Source organism: Streptosporangium sp. NPDC020072, assembly GCF_040631445.1.
In the GTDB taxonomy this organism is placed as follows: domain Bacteria; phylum Actinomycetota; class Actinomycetes; order Streptosporangiales; family Streptosporangiaceae; genus Streptosporangium.
The window spans coordinates 1-15,522 of the sequence record NZ_JBEYAB010000008.1; the positions used below are offsets into that span (position 1 = coordinate 1).

15 protein-coding genes are annotated in these 15,522 nt (G+C 69.9%); 9 read left to right on the forward strand and 6 right to left on the reverse strand.

Annotation, left to right across the window (positions count from 1 at the left end; translation table 11 throughout):
- Window positions 1-91: 91 nt before the first annotated feature.
- Window positions 92-1,630, reverse strand: coding sequence for an MFS transporter (locus ABZ470_RS20040; RefSeq protein ID WP_362912783.1), 1,539 nt, complete (start codon window positions 1,628-1,630; stop codon window positions 92-94).
- A gap of 82 nt (window positions 1,631-1,712) precedes the next feature.
- Here ABZ470_RS20040 and ABZ470_RS20045 point away from each other — a divergent pair, with 82 nt between their 5' ends.
- Window positions 1,713-2,270, forward strand: coding sequence for a TetR/AcrR family transcriptional regulator (locus ABZ470_RS20045; RefSeq protein ID WP_362912785.1), 558 nt, complete (start codon window positions 1,713-1,715; stop codon window positions 2,268-2,270).
- A gap of 406 nt (window positions 2,271-2,676) precedes the next feature.
- On the opposite strand, the gene ABZ470_RS20050 is transcribed toward ABZ470_RS20045, so the two are convergent.
- Both ABZ470_RS20050 and ABZ470_RS20055 read right to left on the reverse strand, forming a co-directional pair.
- The gene (locus ABZ470_RS20050) at window positions 2,677-4,272 is read right to left on the reverse strand and encodes an alpha/beta hydrolase (RefSeq protein ID WP_362912787.1); all 1,596 of its coding nucleotides are present in this window, start codon (window positions 4,270-4,272) and stop codon (window positions 2,677-2,679) included.
- Between the two features lie 240 nt (window positions 4,273-4,512).
- Window positions 4,513-4,767 (reverse strand): hypothetical protein, encoded by a 255-nt coding sequence (locus tag ABZ470_RS20055; protein WP_362912789.1) that lies wholly within the window; start codon window positions 4,765-4,767, stop codon window positions 4,513-4,515.
- Window positions 4,768-4,878: 111 nt separating this feature from the next.
- Here ABZ470_RS20055 and ABZ470_RS20060 point away from each other — a divergent pair, with 111 nt between their 5' ends.
- Entirely contained in the window at window positions 4,879-6,126 is a 1,248-nt protein-coding gene (locus tag ABZ470_RS20060; protein WP_362912791.1) for a sensor domain-containing protein, read from the forward strand.
- Window positions 6,114-6,752: a response regulator transcription factor gene (locus ABZ470_RS20065; protein WP_362912793.1), complete on the forward strand. Its 639-nt coding sequence runs from the start codon at window positions 6,114-6,116 to the stop codon at window positions 6,750-6,752. The genes ABZ470_RS20060 and ABZ470_RS20065 overlap by 13 nt, the downstream gene beginning before the upstream one ends.
- A gap of 24 nt (window positions 6,753-6,776) precedes the next feature.
- Here the strand turns inward: ABZ470_RS20065 and ABZ470_RS20070 are convergent, their stop codons facing one another.
- Window positions 6,777-7,778, reverse strand: coding sequence for a hypothetical protein (locus tag ABZ470_RS20070; RefSeq protein WP_362912795.1), 1,002 nt, complete (start codon window positions 7,776-7,778; stop codon window positions 6,777-6,779).
- Window positions 7,775-8,107, reverse strand: coding sequence for a helix-turn-helix transcriptional regulator (locus ABZ470_RS20075; RefSeq protein ID WP_352012121.1), 333 nt, complete (start codon window positions 8,105-8,107; stop codon window positions 7,775-7,777). The genes ABZ470_RS20070 and ABZ470_RS20075 overlap by 4 nt, the downstream gene beginning before the upstream one ends.
- 214 nt (window positions 8,108-8,321) lie before the next feature.
- On the opposite strand from ABZ470_RS20075, the gene ABZ470_RS20080 reads away from it, so the two are divergent.
- A complete protein-coding gene (locus tag ABZ470_RS20080) occupies window positions 8,322-9,245 on the forward strand; it encodes an NAD(P)-dependent oxidoreductase (RefSeq protein WP_362912797.1) in 924 nt (307 codons plus the stop codon).
- Window positions 9,246-9,277: 32 nt separating this feature from the next.
- Here the strand turns inward: ABZ470_RS20080 and rph are convergent, their stop codons facing one another.
- Window positions 9,278-11,914: a rifamycin-inactivating phosphotransferase gene (gene rph, locus ABZ470_RS20085; RefSeq protein ID WP_362912799.1), complete on the reverse strand. Its 2,637-nt coding sequence runs from the start codon at window positions 11,912-11,914 to the stop codon at window positions 9,278-9,280.
- An 86-nt stretch (window positions 11,915-12,000) separates the two neighbouring features.
- Between rph and ABZ470_RS20090 the strand changes: the two genes are divergently transcribed.
- The 5 genes from ABZ470_RS20090 (at window position 12,001) to ABZ470_RS20110 (ending at window position 15,508) form a co-directional block, all read left to right on the forward strand.
- On the forward strand, window positions 12,001-12,810 hold the full coding sequence (locus tag ABZ470_RS20090) for an oxidoreductase (protein ID WP_362912801.1): 810 nt from the start codon (window positions 12,001-12,003) through the stop codon (window positions 12,808-12,810).
- Between the two features lie 55 nt (window positions 12,811-12,865).
- A complete protein-coding gene (locus tag ABZ470_RS20095; RefSeq protein WP_362785393.1) occupies window positions 12,866-13,423 on the forward strand; it encodes a TetR/AcrR family transcriptional regulator in 558 nt (185 codons plus the stop codon).
- Between the two features lie 83 nt (window positions 13,424-13,506).
- Complete coding sequence (locus ABZ470_RS20100; protein WP_362912803.1) at window positions 13,507-13,914, forward strand: hypothetical protein; 408 nt, start codon at window positions 13,507-13,509, stop codon at window positions 13,912-13,914.
- A 141-nt stretch (window positions 13,915-14,055) separates the two neighbouring features.
- Window positions 14,056-14,940, forward strand: coding sequence for an RNA polymerase sigma factor SigJ (gene sigJ, locus ABZ470_RS20105; RefSeq protein WP_352012127.1), 885 nt, complete (start codon window positions 14,056-14,058; stop codon window positions 14,938-14,940).
- Between the two features lie 19 nt (window positions 14,941-14,959).
- On the forward strand, window positions 14,960-15,508 hold the full coding sequence (locus tag ABZ470_RS20110; protein ID WP_362912805.1) for a hypothetical protein: 549 nt from the start codon (window positions 14,960-14,962) through the stop codon (window positions 15,506-15,508).
- The last annotated feature ends 14 nt before the right edge of the window (window positions 15,509-15,522 follow it).

The following is a 15,522-nucleotide window of genomic DNA, read 5'->3' on the forward strand; positions in this document are numbered from 1 at the left end:
TCTCAGGGAACTACAGGTGCTGCTGGCCGTCTGGGCAGGCCAGTGCCCGACCTGCCACCAGCGACCGCCCTAACCACCTAACAAAGCACTACTAGTGGTCCGCCTTCACCAGGTCGGCCTGTGCGGAGACTCCGCGCAGCATGATGGCTGCGAAGATCGCCACCCCGGTCAGGATCAGGGCCGCGAGGCCGCCTGTCCACGCGAGTGCCTGGGTGAATGACGTCACCGCGGCGTCGGCGAGCGCCTGTCCGAGCGCACCGGGCAGTTCGGCGGTGAAGGCGAGGGCTGCGGCGAGCGTCTCCTCAGCCGCTGAGAGCACAGTGCCGGGCAGGCCGATGGGCGCATGGGAGGCCAGGCCGGTCCGGTAGAACCCGAGCAGGATGGAGCCGAGAACGGCTGTGCCGAGTGCTGTGCCCACTTCGTAGGCGGTCTCGCTCACGGCTGCGGCTTGCCCGGCGTGCTCCGGGCGCACCGAGCTCATGATGATGTCGTTGGTCAGCGTCAGGCCGACCCCGGCGCCGAGCCCGACCAGGCACAGCGAGATCGCGATCACGAACGGCGGGGTCTGGGGTGTGAGGAACAGCAGCATCCCGAATCCTGCCGCGGTGATGACGCCTCCCGCCGACACGAGGATCGACGCGGGGATCCTCTTGACGAGTGCGGCGGCGAGGAACCCCGCGATCGCGGAGACCGCGGCTTGCGGCAGCATCCAGAGGGCGGACTGAACGGTGGAGAGCCCTGCGATGAGCTGCAGGTGCTGCGTCAGCGCGAAGAGTGCGCCGACCAGGGCGAACACCGACAGCAGGTCGACCACGACCGCGCCGGTGAAGGAGCGGACACGAAACAGCCGGACGTTGATCATCGGGTTCGGGATGCGCAGCTGGCGCACCACGAACAGCACCAGAAGCACGGCGCCGGAGACGAACGTGACGAGCGCCGCCAGTGGCTGCTCTCCCTCGGCGAGGGTCTTGACTCCGTAGACGAGCGTCACCATTCCGGTGAGGGAGAGCGCGATGCTGGGGACGTCGATGCGTCCCGGCATCGGGTTGGCGCTCTCGGGCACGAAGATCGGGGCGAGTGCCAGCAGGATGATCATGACCGGGATGTTCATCAGGAAAGCGGCATGCCAGCTGAAGGCTTCGATGACCCAGCCTCCGACGATCGGGCCCGCCGCGGCGCCCGCGGAACCCATCGCGGCCCACACCGCCATTGCCGTGCGGCGCTGGTTTCGATCGAGGAACATGTTGCGGATGATCGACAACGTCGAGGGCATGATGGTCGCGCCGGCGACCCCGAGCAGCGCTCGGGCGAGGATCAGCATCCACGGCGCACTCGCCAGCGCTCCCAGCACGGACGCCGCCGCGAATCCCACCGCTCCGATCAGCAGGAGCCGACGGCGGCCGATCCGGTCGCCGAGGGACGACATCGTGATCAGGAGGCCCGCGAGCATCAGCGAGTAGATGTCGAGGATCCACAGTTGCTCGGTGCCCGAGGGCTGGAGATCCGTGGTGATCGCGGGCAGCGCGAAGACCAGCACCATGCCGTCGATGGCGATCAGCAGCATCGGCAGTACGAGCACCGCCAGTCCGATCCAGGTGCGAGCTGTCGCCCGCTGTGCGTTCTCGGTCATCTTTCCCTCCCGAGCCAGTTACTTCACCAAACGGTATACTACACCAAGTGGTATACTAACTCTGCGGAGGTGGGGAAGAGACATGGCACGACCGAATGCGCGACCGGCGATGATCGAGGCGGCCCTGCGCGTCGTCGAGGAGCGCGGCATCACCGCGCTCACCCTGGACGCGGTCGCGGCCGAAGCCGGGGTGACCAAGCGCGGGCTGATCTACCACTTCCCGACGAAACACGCGCTGCTCGCCGGGATTCACGAGTTCCTCGCCGACCGCGTCGAGCGGGGGCTGCGCGAGGCGACCGGCAAGGAACCGGAGGAGGCGACGCTCGCCGAACGCACGAGGGGATACGTGCTGGCATGCACCGGAGCCTCCACGCGTCTGGAGACGCGTCTCATCGCCGAGGCGGGCAACGAGCCCGACTGGATGGCTCCCTGGCAGCGGGTCTACGACCGCTGGTTCCCCGGTGACGCGGCGCCGATCGACGAGAGCGACGACGAGGCGATGCGGTGCCTCATGGCGCGCATGGCCGCCGACGGGTTCTGGGGATACGAGAACGCCCTCGGCGCCTCCTTGCCCACCGGGGTCAGGGAGCGGCTTGTCGACGAGATTCTTGCCCTCATTCCTGAGCCGCCAGCGCCCTGAGCGGGTCTGCCCACCGCCTGGGCTCACCTTATGAGCGGTACCGCAACTCGATCTGCCCGGCCTCCTCGCCGACCACCGGCGACGGCCCTGTCCGCCAAGCTCTCGCCGTCGGGCAGGTCATCCGCCGCGGCCAGGGCCACTCGCTGCGCCCGTCGGCCCGTTCACCCTTCACCGCGCCGTGTTGGAGCAAGACGTCAGCCTCATCGAGGGCACCGAACCGCGTCATCAGTGGCAGGCGGTACCGCGGACGACGCCCGCCGCTGACAAGAACTCGACGTCGGCTCCTCGGCGACCCGGCGCCCAGCAGTGGCTTCCGCTCGCATCCTGCTTTGAGGGCCTCGGGAACGATTGACAAGCTGACCTGGCATCAGCCGGTCCGCGACGAGGCATCGGGCCGGTTGCGTCGTCACCCTGCCGTAGTGGCGTCCTTGACGCAGGTGACGTCGCCACCGGGCAGGACGCCGTCGATCAGGTAGCGCTCGACGGTGGTGTTGACGCAGGAGTTGCCGGCGCCGAGGTAGGTGGCGTGGCGATAGGCGCCGCGCAGGGTGACCATGCGGGAGCCGGTAAGCGCCCGGTGCATGGCCTGCTGGCCGAGGTAGGGGGATCCTGGGTCGCCGTCGTTGCCGACGACCAGCACCGGGACACCGTTGCGGACCTTGGTTGGCGCCTCCACCGGAGCGGCGGGCCAGAAGGCGCACGGGGTGATGTTGCGGATCAACGGCCCGTACAGCGGTTCGTCGGCGCGGTGGGCCTGGATGTCGCGGAAGTAGGTCTCCGGGTCGCGGGAGGCGGCCCGGTCGGCGCAGATGATCGGGGCCTGGGCGTCGAGCGCGCCCGTCCCGGTGAACAGGCTGTCGAGGGACGCCTTCAGCGACGGCGGGGCGGTGACCACGGTGCCGCGGGTGGCGTCGGCCAGCGCCCGCACCTGGGTGGCGAAGTCGGCGTAGGCCTTTTCACCGTCCTCGTAGAGAGGCCCGAAGAGCAGGTAGGGGATGTGGTGAGAGTCGACCCGGTACCCACCGATCCGCAGCGGACGCCGGGCGGCGGCCCGGTTGACGTGGTTGACGGTGGCCAGGACCTCGGTGGTGGTGTCGCCCAGGCCGTGCTCCTTGTCGTGCGCGGCGGCCCAGGCGGCCCAGTTTCTCAGCGCGGCGGTGATGGCCGGCCCGTTCCCCGACAGCAGGCCGGGGCCGTAGGTGTCGGGGTTGACCGCGCTGTCCAGCACGATCCGGTCGGCTCTCGCACCGAACATCTGCGTGTAGACCGCCCCCAGGTAGGTGCCGTAGGAGTATCCGAGATAGGACAGTTTCGGCTCACCGAGGGCGGCGCGGATCACGTCCATGTCGCGGGCGGTGTTCCGGGTGGAGGCGTACGGCAGCACGTCGCGGTTGCCCCGGGCACACTTGGCCGCCAGTTCCTTCATCAGGGCCGCGCTCTCGTTGAAGGTGCGGCGGTTCGGACCGGCCGAACGCAGGAAGACGTCGGTCTTCCATCCGCAGCGGATCGGTGTGCTGCGGCCCGTGAAGCGCGGGTCCATTCCGATCAGGTCGTAGCGGGAGGTGAGGGCGGGTGACCACTGCGCGAGGGACGCCACCAGGTCCAGTCCGGGTCCTCCGGGGCCGCCAGGGTTGGTCAGCAGAACGCCGCGCCGTCCGGCGGGGTCGGTGGCCTTGATCCGGGAGATCGCCACCGAGATGGTCCGCCCGCCGGGCCTGCGGTAGTCCAGTGGGACGGTGACCTCGGTGCACTGAGCGCCCGCCGCGTCCAGGCTCGCGCCGGCCCTGTCATCCGGTCCTGTCTTACAACCATGCCAGTCGAGCCTTTGATGGTGGAAGCGGATCGGCCTGTCGGTTCCCGCGGGGGTTTCCGCGACCGCCGGGGCGGCGGCCAGGCCGAGGGCGCCCAGTGCGACGGCGGCCGCGGTGGCCAAGGCCGGCAGGCCGTGCCTCCTGGCAGGACCGGACGTGACCGGCGGGGATGGAACGGTGGAGTGCGACATGGATCTGTCTCCCTGCTTGATGACCGGTTTGCGGTGTTATCGAGCATGGTGCCGAGATGATCCGTGATCGACCCTGCTGAATGGATTCGTGAAGGTATGGCCAGCCCTACCGTCACGCCGCAGGAAACTCGCCGAGAACCCGTGACGGTGACGAGCCGACCGGCACGGGAAGGCGAACGAGGTCTCGTCGGGCGACCGGGTCACCGTACTTCTCGGAGACGCCGCCGAAGGTGACACCGCTCATGAACGGCGCCGGGCGTAGTGGTGGACGATCAAGGCCGCGATGGAGCCGCCGGAGATGATCCCGGCGACCAGGCCGACGCCCTCGCCGACGCCGCCGATGCTGTTGCCGACGCTGTTGACGACGGCGCACACGGTGAAACCGGTCCACAGGAGCACGCGGAGCACGGTGCCGTCGCGCGGTGGCTCGGGCCGGCGGAAGGGGGCGGACGGCCGAGGCCGGTCGGCAGGTGTGACGCGGCAGGGGTCATTCATACTGATCACCCTAGAAATTGGCTCTGCCTGGGGAAATGCCGTAATCTGCCAGGCCGATGGTAGTGCAGGGTGGAATGAAACGGTCCTCCGCCTCAGCTTAGGGTGGGGGAGATGAGCAGGGACGCCTTCGAGGCTTTGGAGCGCCTGGCGGGAGGTCTCGGCACCGCGATCCTCGCCTTCCTGGTCCTCGTGTCCTGGATCATGGTCGCCGCGGCCTGCCTCGTGGGGGTGGGTCTGCTGATGATCCCGCCGATGCTGGCACTGACCAGGGCGGTGGCCGAACGGGAACGCGGCCGGCTCAACCGCTGGGGGCTGGAGGTCGTCACCCCCTATCCGCAGCAGGACACCGCGACGGGCTGGACGGCCAGGATCCGCGCCGCCCGCCGCGACCCGGCGACCTTCCGCGATCTGGGCTGGGTGGCCGCGCATGCCACGCTGGGGCTGGCGCTCGGCCTTGTCGCCGTCCTGATGCCGACGATGACCTTGCGGGATGCGACGTCCCCGTTCTGGTGGGGCCTGATGCCGCCGGAGGGCCGGATCACCAGCTACGAGCTGCCGATCACCACGTTTCCGGCCGCGCTGGCAGCCGCGCTGGCGGCCGTGGTCGTCCAGGTGATCGCCGTCATGCTCGCCCCGCGGATGGCCAGGTTGCAGGCGTTGCCCGGGGTGCGGCTCCTGCGCCCGCATCCGTCGATCGACCTGTCGCGGCAGGTCGCCCGGCTCACCGCGACGCGCGCGGGCGCCCTGCGGGCACATGCGGCCGAACTGCGCAGGATCGAGCGGGCGCTGCACGACGGCGCGCAGAACCGGCTGGTCGCCGTCGTGGTGACGGTCGCCGTGGCCAAGCGGGCGCTGGCCAGGGAGGCGGCTCGGACAGGCCTGGCACTCGACGGGCCGCGGGAGGCGCTCGATGAGGCGCAAAGTGCCGCCGAGCAGGCCGTGGCCGAACTGCGCGGGGTCGTCCGCGGCATCCTGCCCCCTGTCCTGGAGGACAGGGGGCTGTCCGGGGCGCTGAGCGCCCTGGCGGCGGGCAGCGCGATCCCGTGCGCCTTGACCGCCGACGACCTGGGGCGGCTGCCGCTGTCGGTGGAGACCACCGCCTACTTCGTCGTCGCCGAAGCGCTGACCAACGTGGCGAAACACAGCGGCGCGCGGAGAGCCCTGGTCGAGGTGCGCCGTGACGGCGGCCTGCTACGCGTGGTGGTGAGCGACGACGGCAAGGGCGGAGCCTCTGAGGCCGACGGCACCGGGCTGGAGGGTATCCGCCGCCGGGTCGAGGCACACGACGGAACCATCATGCTGACCAGCCCGCGGGGCGGGCCGACAACCATCGAAGTGGAGCTGCCGTGCGGATCGTGATCGCCGAGGATGACGCGCTGCTGCGCCGGGGCCTGGTGCTGCTGCTGACCGGCGAGGGATTCGAGGTGGTGGCCGCGGCCTCCGAACCTGAGGGGTTCCTGGCCGCGGTGGCCGAGCACCGGCCCGATGTGGCAGTGGTGGACGTGCGCATGCCGCCCACCCACACCGACGAGGGGATCAGGGCCGCCGTCGAGGCCCGGCGGCTGAACCCCGGCCTGGCGGTGCTGGTCCTGTCGGCCTACGTCGAGCAGGCCTTCGCCACGAACCTGCTGGCCGAGGGGACCCGCGGGGTGGGATACCTCCTCAAGGAGCGCGTGGGCAAGGTGGAGGAGTTCCTGGACGCCCTGCACCGGGTGGCCGCGGGCGGGACGGCGATGGACCCCGAGGTGATCGCCCAGCTGTTCACCCGCCGCCGCGACCCGATGGAACGGCTGACCGCACGCGAACGCGAGGTGCTGGCCCTCATGGCCGAAGGGCTGGGCAACACCGCCATCGCCCAGCGTCTGGTGGTGACCGACGGCGGCGTGCAGAAACACATCCGCAGCATCTTCGCCAAGCTCGACCTCGCCCCGACCGACCAGGTCGACCGCAGGGTCGCCGCGGTCCTGCGCTATCTGGAAAGCTGAACGCCACCCGGCTTCTCCGGGACGTCAGGGCCGTCTTGGCTTGTTCAGGTCATCGTTCGGCGGCTCTCCGGCTGACTCGTCCCGCCGTTTCACCTCTATGCCCCAGCGCTTGCGGAGCCACTCCACCCCGGCGTAGAAGCCGGCGACACCCGGCAGGGTGAACAGGGCGGAGCCCCACCCCTGGGAGAGATGCACGTTGATCACGCCGAAGGCCAGCGGCGGGCCGAGCAGGCTCCAGGTGAGCCAGTCCGAGGCGAGCACCCAGCACGCGATCCGGCGTAGCCGATGGAACCGTGGCCGGTCCGGCCTCAGGAGGGCCTCGCGGAGTTGCCACACGCGGCCGAACTGCCGGAGGGCGTAGACGACCTGCACGGTCCTGGTGGACTTCAGCTCTGCCAGGTCGTACAGCTCGGCGTTGAACTCCTCGGCGTAGCGGTCCCGGCGTACGGCCGGGAGCAACTTCATCATGAGGCTCACCATGTGTTCCGCCGACCGGGATATGGGGACGGCCTTCTTCTCCGCCACGACCGGCTCCGCCGGCGACGCCTGCGCACTGAGCCTTTCGAGGTGCTCGGAGATCTCCACGGCCCTCTGCCCCATGGCGTCCAGGTGGTCGGCGAGGATCCGGGCGCGAGCGCGGGTGCGGGCGTAGTCGAGGTCGAGCTCGTAGGTGGGGATGCGGTCGAGGTCGAAGCCGAGGGCGTGGGTGCGTTCGAGCGCGTGGTGAAGGGCGTGGGCGAGGTCGCGGGCCTGGTGGGAGCCGCGCTGGAAGTCCAGCGTGTAGGTACGGACGAAGGTGAGGGTGTGGTCCAGCCTGCGAGCGAGGGTCAGGGCGCGGTCCAGGTCGATGACGTTGGTGCGGCTGAAGCTTCGATCTTCGAAGGAGTGGAGGTAAACGGGGCCGGAAGCGAGGAGCTGGGCCTGGTCGAGGGCGTGGACGAGAGCCCGGTCGAGGGCGAGGGCGAGGTGGCGCTCGATGACGAACCTGCTGGGGTTGGCGATGGAACCCTGGGGGAGGTCGCTCAACTTCCGCCGCCCAGCCGTGGGCTCAGGCCACGCAGCGTGCCGATCCTGGTGTGCGCCTGGGCGAGCGCGAGGCGGGCGTTCTCGGCGCCGTCGGGGGTGAGCCGGTAGTAGCGGCGGCGAGGCCGGGCCGCCTCGTGGGGGTTGACGTCCTCGAAGCGTGACTCCAGCCAGCCGATGCCCTCGAAGCGGGCGAGGATGGGATGGATGGTGCCGCTGGCCAGGCCGGAGGCGGCGCAGACCTCCAGTCCGTACATCTCCCGCGTGGGGTCGTCGAGGAAGGCGCGTAGCACGAGCTGGGTCGGGATGGTCATCCTGGGAGGCTTACCCATGCTCTAACTCTAGCTAGGGTGCGGGCGAAGAGGTAGTGGTGGTGATCCACGCCGTGAACCTGTCTGTCACAACGGCGCCGACCGTCTCGTCCTTGTGATGTGTTCAACCAAGACAGGAGGTCGTCATGGCACAGGCCGTCACGGGAAATGTGCTCCGCACGCCGGTCTTCGGCGTCTGGACGTGGAGTTGGCCGCAGGCGTGGGAGCAGGTGCGATGAGGGTGCTGCTCGCAGGCGCGACCGGTGCGATCGGGTTGCCGCTGTTGTCGGCGCTGGCCGGGTCGGGGCACGAGGTGATCGCGCTCATCCGTCATCCGGCCAAGCGGCGGCTCGTCGTGGATCGCGGCGCGTTCCCGGTGATCGCGGATGTGATGGATCGTGACGGGTTGCTGCGCGCGGTCGAAGGGCACCGGGCCGACGTGGTCATGCACCAGGCCACGGCGCTGCGGAAACCCGGACTCAGGCTGCGCCCCGACGACCCCACCATCGCCCTCCGCGACAGGGGCACCGCGCACCTCCTTGAGGCATCGCGGGTGGTGGGCGCGCGTCGCTTCGTCACCCAGTCACTGATCACCGGGTACGGCTACCGCGATCACGGCACCAGGGTCCTGACCGAGAACGACGTCTTCGGGCTGCGCGTCGGCAACGTGGGCGACCTGGTGACGGACTCCAGCGTGGCGACCGAACGGCAGGTGTTCGACGCGGAGGGCATTGAGGGCATCGCCCTGCGGTACGGGATGTTCTACGGCAGGAACGCGTTCAGCGACATGTTCGCGGACCTGATGCGCAGGCGGGCTCCCGTACTCCCGCGAGGGAGGACGGGGACCACCTCCTTCGTCCACGTGGAGGACGCGGCGGCGGCCACGGTCGCGGCCATGGAACACGGCGGCGCGGGGGAGGCGTACAACATCGTGGACGACCGGCCGATGAGCTGGCGCGACTTCCTGAGCACGGTCGCCCGCGCGCACGGCACGCCTCGTCCCGTCGTGACGCCGAGATGGTTGGTCAGGCTGGCCGTGCCGTACCTGGGCTGCCTGCTGATCGACACCACGATGCGGGTCTCGCACGCCAAGGCCACCCGCGACCTGGGCTGGACCCCGGTGCACCGGAGCGTGTCCGACGGGTTGAAGGTTCGCTGAGAACACGCCGGGGCGGGGCCGCCCCGGCGATCTCAGAGGATCTCGACGTACCCTTCGGCGCCGTTCACCCGGATGCGCTGGCCGTCCTTGATCCGCCGGGTGGCGTCCTCCACGCCGACGACCGCGGGCAGCCCGTACTCGCGGGCCACCACGGCGCCGTGCGTCATCACCCCGCCGACCTCCATGACGACTCCCTTGACCGAGACGAACAGCGGCGACCAGCTCGGATCGGTGAAGACGGTGACGAGGATGTCGCCGTCCTCAAGGTCGGCCTCGGCCATGCTGCGGATGACCCGCGCCCGGCCCTCCACGACTCCCGACGAAACGGCGATGCCCGCCAGCGCCCCCTCCGGCAGGGCGCCCGGCTCGTACACGCCGGAGATCACCTCGCCCTCTGAGGTGATCACCCGCGGCGGAGTCAGCCTCTGGTAGGTCTCGTGTTCCTCCCGCCGCCGCGTGATGACCGAGTAGTCCAGTTCGCCGGTGTTGACCACCTTCCTGAACTCATCGATGGACAGGAAGTACACGTCCTCGGGCTCCTTGACGACCCCGCGTGCGACCAGCCCGGCGGCCTCCTTCATCAGCGCCCGCTTGTAGATCTCGTACCGCAGAAGGAGCGCGTGCTTGGAGTACTCGCGGTAGCCGATGAAGTGGCGGATCAGGCTCATCTTCCTGGCCGCCCTCCTGGCCTTGCCCGCGCCGCCGGGCAGCTCGCGGAGACGGGCGAGCAGGTCGTTCATGGCGCGTTCGGCCTCGGCGCGGCCCTGTTCGGCCTTGCGGCGGCGTTCCCCGGGCGGGAAGTTCCTGATGTCGCTGAGGATGAGCGGCACGAGCAGCGTCGGGTCCTCGCTCCACCGGGTCCTGGTGAGGTCGATGTCACCGGCGCAGTGCATCCCGTACGTGTCCAGGTAGCCGCGGACGGCGTCACCCACGGCCGCCCCGCCCGCGCACGCGGCCAGCCCCTCGTAGAAGGTGTCGCACCGGGCGGTCTCCAGGTAGCGCAGCACGTCGGGATGCTCGCGGACGGCGTCGGCGACGTCGAGCAGGTCGAGCCCCATGGCGGCCACGACGTTGTGGTCGGCGGACTGGGCGATCGCGTCGGCGGCGTTCTTCTCACCCAGCCAGGTCTCCATGTGCTTGTTGACCCAGTTCACCGACTGGATGCCGAGGAAGGCCGCCGCCACGCTGCGCGGGTCGAAGGTGAGCTCGGCGAGCACGTCGTGGTCGTCGATGATGCAGGCGAACAGTTCGTCGCCCGACTTGCCGGCGATCTCGCTCCGCAGCCGCTCCACCGTCGCCTCGGTGCGCGCGATCAGGTCCGGCACGACGCCGGGGTCGTCCTCGCGGGCGAGCCTGAGATAGTGACGCACGATCGGCAGCACGCCGCCCTCGCCGAAGTCCAGCATCGAGGTCTTGCCGCGCGCCAGCCCGGCGGCGAACTCCTTGCGCCTCAGCACGGCCCGCAGCGCGTTGGCCATCAGCACGTCGACCTGGTCGAGACTCTTGAGCGTGGCGGGTCTGGCCCAGACCGAGGTGAGCTCGGCCGAGACGTCCTTGTAGAAGCGGTTGCCTGCCACGGCGCCCGCCGTACGGCCCAGCTTGTCGTGCAGGAGCGAGAAGAACGACAGGCCCAGTGGGGCGAAGGCGTCGGTCATCATCTGCCGGTGCCCGTAGGAGACGTACACGTGGTTCTTGCCGTCGTGCGCTGGCGGCACGGGATAGAGCGTGGTGATGGGGCGGCTCTGCAGGATGTGGAACGCGCCGTCGTACAGCGCCCACTCGATGTCCTGGGGGCGGCCGAAGTGCGCCTCGATCTCCCGCCCCAGTCTCTCCAGCAGCAGGATCTGCTCGTCGCCGAGTTTCTGCGCGGTCTGCCGCGCGGGCTCGACGGGAAGCTCCTCGGTGCCGCCCGACGGCAGAGCGCGCAGCTCCTTCGTCTGGGCGGCGATCTTCCTGTCGATGATCCGCCCCGCCCTGACCCGGTAGTTGTCGGCGTTGACCAGCCCGGAGACGAAAGCCTCACCGAGGCCGAACCCGGCGTCGATGGAGACCACCGTGCGGTTGGCCGAGACCGGGTCGGCGGTGAACAGGATGCCCGACGCCTCGGGGAAGACCATCTGCTGGACGACCACGGAAAGTCGTACGGCGCGATGGTCGAAGCCGTTCTGGATGCGGTAGGCCACCGCCCGGTCGGTGAACAGCGACGCCCAGCACCGCCGCACGCTGTCGATCACCGCCTCGGTGCCCCGTACGTTGAGGTACGTGTCCTGCTGGCCCGCGAAGGAGCTGGACGGCAGGTCCTCGGCGGTGGCGCTGGACCTGACCGCGCAGGCCACGTCCGCGCCGCCCATGTCGCCGAGGTTGCGCTCGATGTCGCGCCGGATCTCGTCGGGCACGGTCAGGCCCTCGACGGCGGCGCGCAGCCGGGCGCAGGCGGCGGCGATGCCCGCCCGGTCGTCGGCCCGCAGCCCGGCCAGCCCGCCGATCAGCGCGCTGACCGACGCGTCGCGTTCCACGACCTGCTCGTACGCGTCGGTGGTGACGCAGAAGCCGCGCGGCACGCGGACGCCCCGGATCGCGGACAGCTCGCCGAGGTTGGCCCCCTTCCCGCCGACCAGGGGCAGTCGTGTCTCATCGATGTCGTGGAGCCCGAGCACATAGGCACTCATGGCGGATCCTGTCTCTCACCCGATGTTTCAATACAGTACAGTACTGTATTGAAATCAGGGGTCGCCGACAGGGGAAGGACGCCACCTTGACTCCCAAGATCTGCCTGGTCACCGGTGCCTCGTCCGGCATCGGCCGCGCCACCGCACTGGAGCTGCGCCGGGCCGGCCACATCGTGTACGGCGCCGCCCGCCGGGTGGACCGGATGGCGGAACTGCGTCAGGCGGGCGGTTACGCTCTGGCGATGGACGTCACCAGGGAGGACGATCTGGGCCGCGTCGTGGACGCCGTCCTGGACGAGCAGCACCGGATCGACGTGCTGGTCAACAACGCCGGAGCCGGTCTGCACGGCGCCGTCGAGGACGTGCCCGTCGAACGGGCCCGTCACCTGTTCGAGGTCAACCTCTTCGGCCCGGCCCGGCTCACCCAGCTCGTCCTGCCGCACATGCGTGAACGGCGCTCAGGCATGATCGTCAACGTCTCCTCGATCGCCGGTGAGATCTCGCTGCCGCTCGTCGCCTGGTACCACGCCTCCAAGCACGCCCTGGAGACCTACTCCGACTCGCTGCGCCAGGAGTGCCGGTCCTTCGGCGTCCACGTGGTGGTCGTACAGCCGGGCATCATCAGGACGGAGTTCGAACAGGACACGCCACGCGAGTTACGCGAGACCTCCGGTCACGGGGCCTACGGCGCGCTGGCCGAGTCGATGGCGAGCCGGGCCGAGGGCAACACCAGGGGTTCCGCCCCCGCCGTGGTCGCCAGGACCATCAGGAGCGCCGTCGAATCACCCAGGCCGAAACCGCGCTACCCGGTCGGCTACCTGGCCAGGACACTCCTGGCCCTGAACCGGATCCTGCCCGACCGCGCGTTCGACGCGCTGGTCACCAAGGCCGGATAGCGCCGCCGTGACACGACCTCGACGACTCCCACCGGGGCGGCCGCGCAGCCAGGAGGTGGACGCGGCGGTTCTCGCGGCGGCTCTCGACCTCTTCATCGAACGCGGCGCGGGCGGAACCAGCATCGAGCAGGTCGCCCAGCGCGCCGGCGTCACGCGGGCCACCATCTACCGGCGGTTCCCCGACAAGACGGCCCTGCTGATCCAGGCCATCGAGTCGGTGCACCACGATCACGACCCCGGCGCCCTCGACTGGCCCGACATCGAGCACATGCTCGGCAACTGGGCGACCTACCTGAGCAACCCGCGCAACCGGCGCATGCTGCGGCGGCTGTACGGCGCCGTGGACGACCACCCCGAACTGCTGCGCGCGTACCGCGACTCCCACGGCGGACGGCGCGCGGCGGCCGAGCACGCCGCGCTGAGCCGCTCGCGTGAGCGCGGGCAGCTTCCCGGCGACTGCGACCTGAACGCCGTCCAGCAGCTGCTCAACGGCGCGGTGCTGCACCACCTGGGTTCCTACCCGGCCACCGAGAGCGCCGACGCCGTCAAGGCCTACTTCGTGACCATCCTGCGGCAGGTCGGCTACCGGGAAGGCGCAGACGCCGTCGGCTGACCGGCGAGGCGGGATGATCCGTGTCACACACCGCCCTGGGCGCTCGTCCTATCACCAGAGCGAGCACAGGAAAGGGACACAACATGACGAACGGCTACAGCAGGCAGGCCAGGACCTTCGTCCAGGTGGCCGTGGTGGTCGGCGCGCTGACGATGCTGGTCTTCGGCGTGTGGATGCGCATCGACCCGGCGGGCTTCGCGGTCTTCGCCCGGTTCCCCAATCACGTGCACTTCCTGCACGACGCCGGGGTCTTCCAGATCGGCATCGGACTGATGATGCTGAGCGCGCTGGTGTGGCATGACGTGCTGTCGATCGTGCTGGTCGGGTTCTTCGTCGCCAACACGCTGCACGCGGTGAACCACGCGGCCGACCTGGACCTTGGCGGCAGTCCGGACAACTGGTGGCAACTCGGCCTCGTCTCACTGCTGACGCTGGCCGGTCTCGTGGTGCACCGTAGGCAGCTCAGCCGCCGGACACGGGCCCACGCGTAGCCGGGTCAGGACCGGTCCGCTCCGGTGGAACTCGACCTTGAGGACACCGGGAACGGCCGTGTCGACTGAGATGTCACACGGCCGGCGACGGGTTCGTCCTATGTGGGAAAGACAGACAACCGGGGGAGTCGGGGGACGGAAGTGGCGGACGACATCGTGGACGAGCGGACGACGGTCTTCGCCGCGAACCGCAACCTGCTGTTCGCGGCGGCGTACGACATTCTCGGCAGCGTCACCGACGCCGAGGACGTCGTGCAGGACACGTGGCTGAGCTGGGAGAGGGTCGACCACGCGGCGATCGAGCATCCGCGCGCGTACCTGATGCGCATCGTCGTGCACCGGGCGGTCGACCAGCTCCGCAAGGCGCGCAGGCTGCGCGAGGACTACATCGGCCCGTGGCTGCCGGAACCGCTGTGGACCGAGGAGGGCGCCGACGGCCGGGAGGAACGCCGCGACGGTGTCGCGCTTGGTCTGCTGGTCGTTCTGGAGACGCTGTCGCCGCTCGAACGGGCCGCGTTCGTTCTCAGGGAGGCCTTCGCCTACGAGTACGACGAGATCGCCGGAATTCTCGACAGGACGCCCACCGCGGTGCGTCAGCTCGTGCACCGGGCGCGGGGGCACGTCCACGCGCGGCGACCCCGCTTCACCGCCGACCGGCGCGACGCCCAGGTGGCGGCGGAGCGGTTCGTGAACGCGGCCGTCGGAGGCAGTGTGACCGATCTCCTCGACGTACTGGCGCCCGAGGTCACGCTGTGGAACGACGGAGGTGGCCGGGTCCGCGCCGCGTTGCGGCCGGTGCACGGCGCCGGCAAGGTGGCCCGCCTGCTGGCCGCCGTCGGGCCCCGCTATGCGGGGTGCGAGGTCCGCTGGGCGTTCCCCGGCGGCACGCCGACCGCCCTGATCGTCGCCGGTGACCGGCCGGTCGCGGTCGTCACCGTCGAGGCGGACTCCTCCGGAGGCCGGGTACGCGCCATCTACGGCATGGCGAACCCGGAAAAGCTTGCTCACCTGTCGCAGCACAACTGACGAACGAAGGGACATGCGAATGCCGAAGGTCCTGGAAGACTTCATCCCGCAGCCGCTGGGCTCCGAACGCCACGAGTTGCACATCCGGCAGCGGCCGGAAACGGTCTGGACCGCGTTGAACACGCTGTCGCCCGGTGAGCTTCCGCTGGTGCGGCTGCTCATGAGCGTCCGCTCGCTCTCGGCGACAGGGGCGAACGAGGCGCCGACGATGATCGGCACGATGCTCAGCCGGGGCTGGTTCGAGCTGGCCAGCGAGTCGCAGCGGTATGTCGTGCTCGGCTCGATCAGTCAGTTCTGGCGTCTGCGGTCGGCGGAGTTCCGCCGCAGTTGCCCGGCCGGGCAGTTCCGCGACTATGACGTGCCCGGCTTCGCCAAGTCGGCGTCCGTCTTCGAGCTGATCCCGACTGAGCATGGCACCCTGCTCCGCACCGAGACGCGGGTCACCGCCGGGTCGGTGGACACCCGGCGCAGGATGCTGGCCTACTGGCGGCTCATCCGGCCCTTCAGCGGGGTCATCCGCCGCGTCATGCTGCACGCCATCGCCAGGAAGGCGGCCTCCTACGGCTGATCGTCGTGGGCGTC